Source organism: Rhodosalinus sp., from assembly GCF_046542825.1.
In the GTDB taxonomy this organism is placed as follows: Bacteria; Pseudomonadota; Alphaproteobacteria; order Rhodobacterales; family Rhodobacteraceae; genus Rhodosalinus.
Genome location: NZ_JBKHAQ010000139.1, coordinates 1 through 6542, shown reverse-complemented (window position 1 = coordinate 6542; position 6542 = coordinate 1). Strand labels below are relative to the sequence as shown.

9 protein-coding genes are annotated in these 6542 nt (G+C 69.1%); 6 read left to right on the top strand and 3 right to left on the bottom strand.

All coding sequences use genetic code 11. The features are described 5' to 3' along the window. The 3 genes from ACLFOB_RS13715 to ACLFOB_RS13705 form a co-directional block, all read right to left on the bottom strand. Window positions 1–1070: ABC-F family ATP-binding cassette domain-containing protein (locus ACLFOB_RS13715; protein WP_410926441.1), on the bottom strand; the 1070-nt coding region annotated here is incomplete at its 3' end. Window positions 1071–1165: 95 nt separating this feature from the next. Then, window positions 1166–1915: a GNAT family N-acetyltransferase gene (locus ACLFOB_RS13710; RefSeq protein ID WP_410926440.1), complete on the bottom strand. Its 750-nt coding sequence runs from the start codon at window positions 1913–1915 to the stop codon at window positions 1166–1168. A 96-nt stretch (window positions 1916–2011) separates the two neighbouring features. Next, on the bottom strand, window positions 2012–2467 hold the full coding sequence (locus tag ACLFOB_RS13705) for an outer membrane protein assembly factor BamE (protein WP_410917826.1): 456 nt from the start codon (window positions 2465–2467) through the stop codon (window positions 2012–2014). A 95-nt stretch (window positions 2468–2562) separates the two neighbouring features. On the opposite strand from ACLFOB_RS13705, the gene ACLFOB_RS13700 reads away from it, so the two are divergent. The 6 genes from ACLFOB_RS13700 to ACLFOB_RS13675 form a co-directional block, all read left to right on the top strand. Then, window positions 2563–3120 carry a YceD family protein gene (locus ACLFOB_RS13700; protein WP_410926439.1) on the top strand — a complete coding sequence of 186 codons (558 nt, stop codon included), beginning with the start codon at window positions 2563–2565 and terminating at the stop codon, window positions 3118–3120. A 166-nt stretch (window positions 3121–3286) separates the two neighbouring features. Next, window positions 3287–3493: a 50S ribosomal protein L32 gene (gene rpmF / locus ACLFOB_RS13695; protein WP_410917824.1), complete on the top strand. Its 207-nt coding sequence runs from the start codon at window positions 3287–3289 to the stop codon at window positions 3491–3493. Window positions 3494–3518: 25 nt separating this feature from the next. Further along, window positions 3519–4634: a phosphate acyltransferase PlsX gene (plsX, locus tag ACLFOB_RS13690; RefSeq protein ID WP_410917823.1), complete on the top strand. Its 1116-nt coding sequence runs from the start codon at window positions 3519–3521 to the stop codon at window positions 4632–4634. Next, complete coding sequence (locus tag ACLFOB_RS13685; RefSeq protein WP_410917821.1) at window positions 4631–5602, top strand: beta-ketoacyl-ACP synthase III; 972 nt, start codon at window positions 4631–4633, stop codon at window positions 5600–5602. The genes plsX and ACLFOB_RS13685 overlap by 4 nt, the downstream gene beginning before the upstream one ends. 120 nt (window positions 5603–5722) lie before the next feature. Continuing rightward, window positions 5723–6022 carry an integration host factor subunit alpha gene (gene ihfA / locus ACLFOB_RS13680; protein ID WP_410917820.1) on the top strand — a complete coding sequence of 100 codons (300 nt, stop codon included), beginning with the start codon at window positions 5723–5725 and terminating at the stop codon, window positions 6020–6022. Window positions 6023–6038: 16 nt separating this feature from the next. After that, on the top strand, window positions 6039–6542 hold a 504-nt coding region (locus tag ACLFOB_RS13675; protein ID WP_410926438.1), incomplete at its 3' end, for a MerR family transcriptional regulator.

Here is a 6542-nt window from a genome sequence, read left to right as displayed (position 1 = left end):
TCGAGCCGCGCGCGCGCCTGGTCGAAGACGGCAGGCACAAGGTTGGTGCCGTGGCGCACGCGGCCGGTATCGGGCGCCACCTCGCCCATCAGCATCTTCAGAAGCGTCGTCTTGCCCACGCCGTTGGGTCCGACGAAGGCCACCCGGTCGCCCCGCAGGACGCGCAGCGAGGTCTCGCGCAGGATCAGTTTCTCTCCGTAGCGTTTTGAAATTCCTTCCGCCTCTATGACCAGCTTGCCGGATTTCGGCCCGGATTCGAGCGCCATCGCCGCGGTGCCCTCGCGCCGGATCATCGCGGCGCGTTCGGCCCGCAGCGCCTGCAGCGCGCGCACCCGGCCCTGGTTGCGCTTGCGCCGGGCGCTGATGCCCTCGACGGCCCAGCGCGCCTCGGCGCGGATCTTTCGATCCATCTTGTGGCGCGCCTGATCCTCTTCCTCCCAGACCTTCTCGCGCCAGGCCTCGAAGCGGTCGAAGCCGATGTCGGCGCGCCGCACCACGCCACGGTCCAGCCAGAGCACGCCGCGCGCCAGCGCCGCCAGGAAGGCGCGGTCGTGGCTGATCAGCACCACGGATCCCTTCCAGTGCTTGAGCCGCGCCTCGAGCCAGCGGATCGCGGAAATGTCCAGATGGTTGGTCGGCTCGTCGAGCAACAGAAGCTCCGGCGCGCCGGCCAGCACGCGGGCCAGCGCCGCGCGCCGCCGTTCGCCGCCCGAGGCCGCATCGACGGCGCGGTCCAGCGCCACGTCGAGCCCTTCGGCCGACTGTTCGACGCGCCAGTGCTCCTCGGGCGGCAGCCCGACGGCGGCGTATTCGCCCAGCGTGGCGAAGCCGTCCATCTCCGGTTCCTGCTCCAGATAGCCGGGCACGACGCCCTGCGCGAGCGTGCGCTTGCCCGCGTCGGGCTCCACCAGCCCCGCCATGACCTTCATCAGGGTGGACTTGCCGGAGCCGTTGCGGCCGACCAGCGCCAGCCGCTCGCCCGGCTGCACCGTCAGGTCGACGCCCGCGAAAAGCGGCGCCCCCCCGTGGCCCAGTTCGATACCCGATAGCTGAAGAAGCGGCGCCGCCATGCGCGGCAGCTAAGCGGGCCGAGGCGCGGCGTCAACGCCCCTCGCTGCTGCACGGCCATCAGGCCAAGGCACGCGACACATGCCTGCGAACGCGCCTACTGCGCCGCCGCCCGCATCAACCGCTTGCGCGCGGGCGGGATCGCGCCGACCTCGACCCCGGTGAAGACATGCAGGGTGTTCATGTGATCGTCGACCACCGCGTGGTCGCTGACCCATCCGCCCATCAACAGGTAACTCTTCAGCAGCGGCGGCATCCGCCGCATCGCGATCCGCGCGTCGGGCTTGCGCTTGAGCCGCGCGGCGAAGCGAAAGACGTTGGGCGCCTTCACCCGCGGCAGCCAGCGCTTGGGGCCGAGGTGGCGCTCCTTCAGCATCGCGAAGGCATCGAGGTAGGCCCCTGCATCCGTTCCCTTGAAGGAGGCGCAGCCGAACAGCAGCTTGACCTCCTCTTCGTCGACGTAGCGGGTCAGCGCCGCCCAGGCGATCCGCAGGATGTCGGGATCCTGCGCCTCGGGGTGGATGCAGAAGCGGCCCATCTCCACGATCGGCCCCTCGAAATCCGCAAGCGGCGAAAGCTCGTAATACTGCGCCGAATAACTCTGCGTGATCTCGCCGCCATGCGCGAGCGGCAGGATGCGGAAGCAGCACACAAGCCGCCCGCTCGCGACCTCCTCGACCAGGACGTGGCTGCAGCGGTCGTCGAAGGAATCGGCGTCGATCGCGGCGGAGTCGTCCTGCGCCGAGTCACCGGCGAAGGCCACGTAGCGCAGACGCTGCGCGGCGCGCAGGTCCGCGTCCGTGCCGGCGAGGCGCGCGCGGTATCGCCCCTTCTGCAAGCCGAACATGCCCACACCCTTCTGCCCGAGACCAGCCTATGACGCGCGCGGATGGCAGGCAAGCCAGACGAACGCGCGGCACCGGCAACGCGGCTGTCCCATGGCTCAGTTATTTAGAAACTGCGCGGGCGAGAAGCCGCCCAAGCGGCTCAGAAGCTGCCGGATGAAACCGACATTGCCGCCTGTTTCGGTGACCCGCCGCTCCAGTGGCACCACCTGGCCATCGTCAAGACCGAAACGCTCCACGTTGGTGACGGTTCCGCCCTCGTTGAAGCTGACCGCGACGACCTGGCGGTCGATCTCTTCCGGCGCGCGCCAGGCGAACCGGCGCATCCGGCTGGACACATAGTAGAAGCCGCGATCGTCGATCAGCCCGGCGGTGGTGGGGGCCCCCAGCGTCTCGCGCACCGTGTCGCGCGTGTCGCGCCCCACCTCGATCTGCGCGAGATCCTCGGGCAGCGGGACATATCCGTGATCGCGATACTGCGCCGAACAGCCGGCAAGCGACGCCGTCACGGCGACAAGCGCCAGCGCCCTCGCACCGCCAATCCTGCCAAACATCGCCACCCCTCGCCCGGTTTTCAAGGCCCGTTGCCCCGCTTACATAGCCAAGACGATACGTGCAAGAAAGCCCTCTGGAAAGGAGCGCCCCCAGAATGGCCCCAGACCGCCACACCGCCCCCGGCACCCGGCTGCGCCTCGGGGCCCTGCCGACCAGCGCGCCCACCGCGTTCGAGATCGTCCCCGACGCCGCGGCGCGTGCGGAGATCGCGGACCGGCTGGGCCTGACGAAGCTTTCGAAGCTGCGGTTCGCGGGAACGCTGCAGCCGGAAGGGCGCGGCGACTGGCAGCTGGCGGCGGAGCTTGGCGCCACCGTGGTCCAGCCCTGCAGCGTGACGCTGGCACCTGTGACAACGCGGATCGATGCAGGTGTCGAGCGCCGGTTTCTTGCCGACCTGCCCGAACCGGAGGCGACGTCCGAGACCGAGATGCCGGAGGACGAAACGGTCGAGGCGCTGCCCGATATCCTGGATCTGTCGCGCGTGATGGAAGAGGCGCTGTCGCTGGAACTGCCGGAATATCCGCGCGCGCCGGAGGCCGCCTTCGAGGGACGAACGGCGACGCCGCCCGGCGCCGCGCCGATCACCGACGCGGAGACCAGGCCCTTCGCCGGCCTTGCGGCGCTGCGCGACAAGCTTTCGGACAAGGAGTGAGCGGCCGGAAAACGCGCTTGCGCCGCGGCGGAATCGCTGTATTTTCCGCGTCTCACCCGAATTCGGGCTTGCCCTTGTCGTCGTGCCGCGCCTATGTGCGCCAGACATCTGCCCCGCCCCTGCCGCGGAGCGGCAGGCCGCCCCCGAAACGAACCGAGGTCCGATCATGGCCGTTCAACAGAACAAAGTTTCGAAATCGCGCCGCAACATGCGCCGCTCGCATCATGCGCTCTCGGGTGCCAACCCGAACGAATGTCCCAACTGCGGCGAACTCAAGCGCCCGCACCACGTCTGCCCGTCCTGCGGCCATTACGCGGACCGCGAGGTCGTGGCGATGGTCGAAGAGGTCGATCTGGACGAGGACGCCGCCTGAGGCAGCCACGGCACGGGTCCCGCGCATGACAGCCCCCGAGCATCGCACGGCCGGGACAGGCACTGACCCTCGCGGCACGGTCATCAGCGTGGATGCCATGGGGGGCGACCAGGGGCCCGCGGCGGTGGTCGCGGGGCTGGATCGGTCGGCCAGGAAAAACCCCCTGATCCGCTTCATCCTGCATGGCCCGCAGGAGGAACTCGCGCGGCTCGTTTCCAAGCGCCGGCATCTTGGCGGGCGTGTCGAGATTCGCGATGCCGCGGGCGTCGTGAAGATGACCGACAAGCCCAGCCAGGTGATGCGCCACGGGCAGGACACTTCGATGTGGTCCGCGCTCGAGTCGGTGCGCAACGGCGAGGCGACGGTCTGCGTGAGCTGCGGCAACACCGGCGCGCTGATGCTGTTGTCGGTGGTGCGCCTGCGCAAGCTGCCGGGCGTGAACCGCCCGGCGATCGCCGTGCTCTGGCCCTCGCGCAACCCGCAGGGCTTCAACGTGATGCTGGACGTGGGCGCCGATATACGCGCCGATGCGCGGGACCTGCTGCAATACGCGCTGATGGGCGCCTCCTACGCGCGCAACGGTCTGCATCTGGCCCGGCCGCGGGTGGGGCTGCTGAACGTGGGCACCGAAGAGCACAAGGGCCGCGCCGAACTGCACGACGCGCACGATTTGATCGAGGCGCAGGCGGCCGAGGCCAGCTACGATTTCGTGGGCTTCGTCGAAGGCGGCGACATTCCCGGCGACCGCGCCGACGTGATCGTGACCGACGGCTTCACCGGCAATGTCGCGATCAAGACCGGCGAGGGCACCGCGAAGCTGGTGGGCGACCTGCTGCGCGAGGCCTTCGCGTACACGCCGCTGTCACGCCTCGCCTCGCTGCTGGCCTACACGTCGCTGCGACGCCTGCAGAAGCGGATCGATCCGCGCAGAGTGAACGGCGGCGTCTTCCTCGGGCTCAACGGCACGGTGGTCAAATCCCACGGCTCCGCCGACGCGACCGGGGTCTCTGCCGCGGTGAAACTCGCCTTCCAGCTGGCGCAGTCGGGCTTTTCCGAGCGCCTTGCGCAGCGGATCGCGGGGTCCGGCAGGGCAGAGTTCGCCTCCGGCGGCGACGACCAGAAGGACGGAATACACGCATGACACGCCGCGCCATCGTCACGGGCGTCGGGCATTACCTGCCGGACAAGGTTGTCGAGAACAGCCATTTCGAGTCTTTCCTCGACACGTCGGACGAATGGATTCGCTCGCGCTCCGGCATCGAGCGGCGGCATTTCGCGGCAGAGGGGCAGACGACCTCGGACATGGCGGCGCGCGCGGCGCGCGCCGCGCTCGCGGCCGCGGGGCGGCAGCCCGACGAGGTCGATGCGATCCTGCTGGCCACCTCGACGGCCGATCTCACCTTTCCCTCCGCCGCCACGATGGTGCAGGCACAGCTCGGCATGACCCGCGGCTTCGCCTTCGACATCCAGGCGGTCTGCGCGGGCTTCGTCTTCGCGCTGGCCAATGCCTCGGCGCTGATCGCCTGCGGACAGGCCACGCGCATACTCGTGATCGGATCCGAATCCTTCTCGAAGCTCATGGACTGGTCCGATCGCACGACCTGCGTGCTCTTCGGAGACGGCGCAGGCGCCGTGCTGCTGGAGGCGAGCGAAGGCGCCGGCACTTCCGACGACCGCGGAATCCTGTCCACCGACCTGCACTCGGACGGGCGCCACCGCGACATCCTCTATGTCGACGGGGGCGTCTCGACCGGGACGGTCGGGCACCTGAAGATGCAGGGCAAGGAGGTGTTCCGCCACGCCATCGACAAGCTGGCCGCAACCGCCCATGCCTCGATGGACAAGGCCGGCGTCACCAGCGCCGACGTGGACTGGATCGTGCCGCATCAGGCCAACATCCGCATCATCCAGGGCACCGCAAAGAAGATGCAGATGCCGATGGACAACGTGATCGTCACCGTTCAGGATCATGGCAACACCTCCGCCGCCTCGATCCCGCTGGCGCTTTCGGTGGGCGCCGAGCGCGGCCAGATCAAGCGCGGCGACCTTCTCGTGACCGAGGCGATCGGCGGCGGGCTGGCCTGGGGCTCCGTCGTGTTGCGCTGGTAGCGCGGACCGGAGGTGCAGGCGAGGCGGCGTCATTCAAAGATCGGCACGGCCCAAACCCCGGCGTTGACAGCGATTTTCACCTGCCTCTAATCTCACGCATCAGTGAACAGGGGGACGGACATGGGAAAGACGCTGACGCGCATGGATCTGAGCGAGGCGGTGTTCCGCGAGGTCGGGCTGTCGCGCAACGAGTCCGCGGAACTGGTCGAAAGCGTTCTGGCGCACATCTCCGACTCGCTGGTGCGCGGCGAGCAGGTCAAGATCTCTTCCTTCGGCACCTTCAGCGTCCGCCAGAAGGCCGCGCGCGTCGGCCGCAACCCCAAGACCGGCGAGGAGGTGCCGATCCAGCCCCGCCGGGTGCTCACCTTCCGCCCCTCGCACCTGATGAAGGACCGCGTGGCGGCGGGCAACCGCAGCTGACAGGAGGCCCCGCGCCATGCCGGAAAAGTCGCCCGACGCCTTCCGCACGATCAGCGAGGTGGCGGAGTGGCTGGACACTCCGGCGCATGTCCTGCGCTTCTGGGAAAGCAAGTTCCCGCAGGTGAAGCCGGTCAAACGCGCCGGCGGGCGGCGCTACTACCGCCCCTCGGACATGGCGCTGATCGGCGGCATAAAGCGGCTGCTGCACGACGAGGGCATGACCATCAAGGGCGTGCAGAAGCTCCTGCGCGAGCAGGGCGTGCGCCATGTGGCCAGCCTGTCGCCACCGATCGAGGACACCGGCGAAACCCTGGAGGCCGGGACGGGCGGAACCGTGCTGCCCTTCGAAGCGAAGGCACGACGCAGCGTGCCGCAGGATGCCGAGACCATCGAAGCGGCAGCGGCTGCCGATCCGCCGCAACGCCACGAGGCGCCGACGGAGACGGCCGGAACACCTGCCGAGGAACGCGCCGGAGACGCATCTGCCGCGACGACCGCCGGCTCCGACACGTCGGCGGAC

Coding starts and splice junctions, on each gene's coding strand:
- ACLFOB_RS13705 (WP_410917826.1), bottom strand. CDS start 2,467: ATGTTTGGCAGGATTGGCGGTGCGAGGGCGCTGGCGCTTGTCGCCGTG.
- ACLFOB_RS13685 (WP_410917821.1), top strand. CDS start 4,631: ATGACACGCCGCGCCATCGTCACGGGCGTCGGGCATTACCTGCCGGAC.
- ACLFOB_RS13710 (WP_410926440.1), bottom strand. CDS start 1,915: ATGTTCGGCTTGCAGAAGGGGCGATACCGCGCGCGCCTCGCCGGCACG.
- rpmF (WP_410917824.1), top strand. CDS start 3,287: ATGGCCGTTCAACAGAACAAAGTTTCGAAATCGCGCCGCAACATGCGC.
- ihfA (WP_410917820.1), top strand. CDS start 5,723: ATGGGAAAGACGCTGACGCGCATGGATCTGAGCGAGGCGGTGTTCCGC.
- plsX (WP_410917823.1), top strand. CDS start 3,519: ATGACAGCCCCCGAGCATCGCACGGCCGGGACAGGCACTGACCCTCGC.
- ACLFOB_RS13700 (WP_410926439.1), top strand. CDS start 2,563: ATGGCCCCAGACCGCCACACCGCCCCCGGCACCCGGCTGCGCCTCGGG.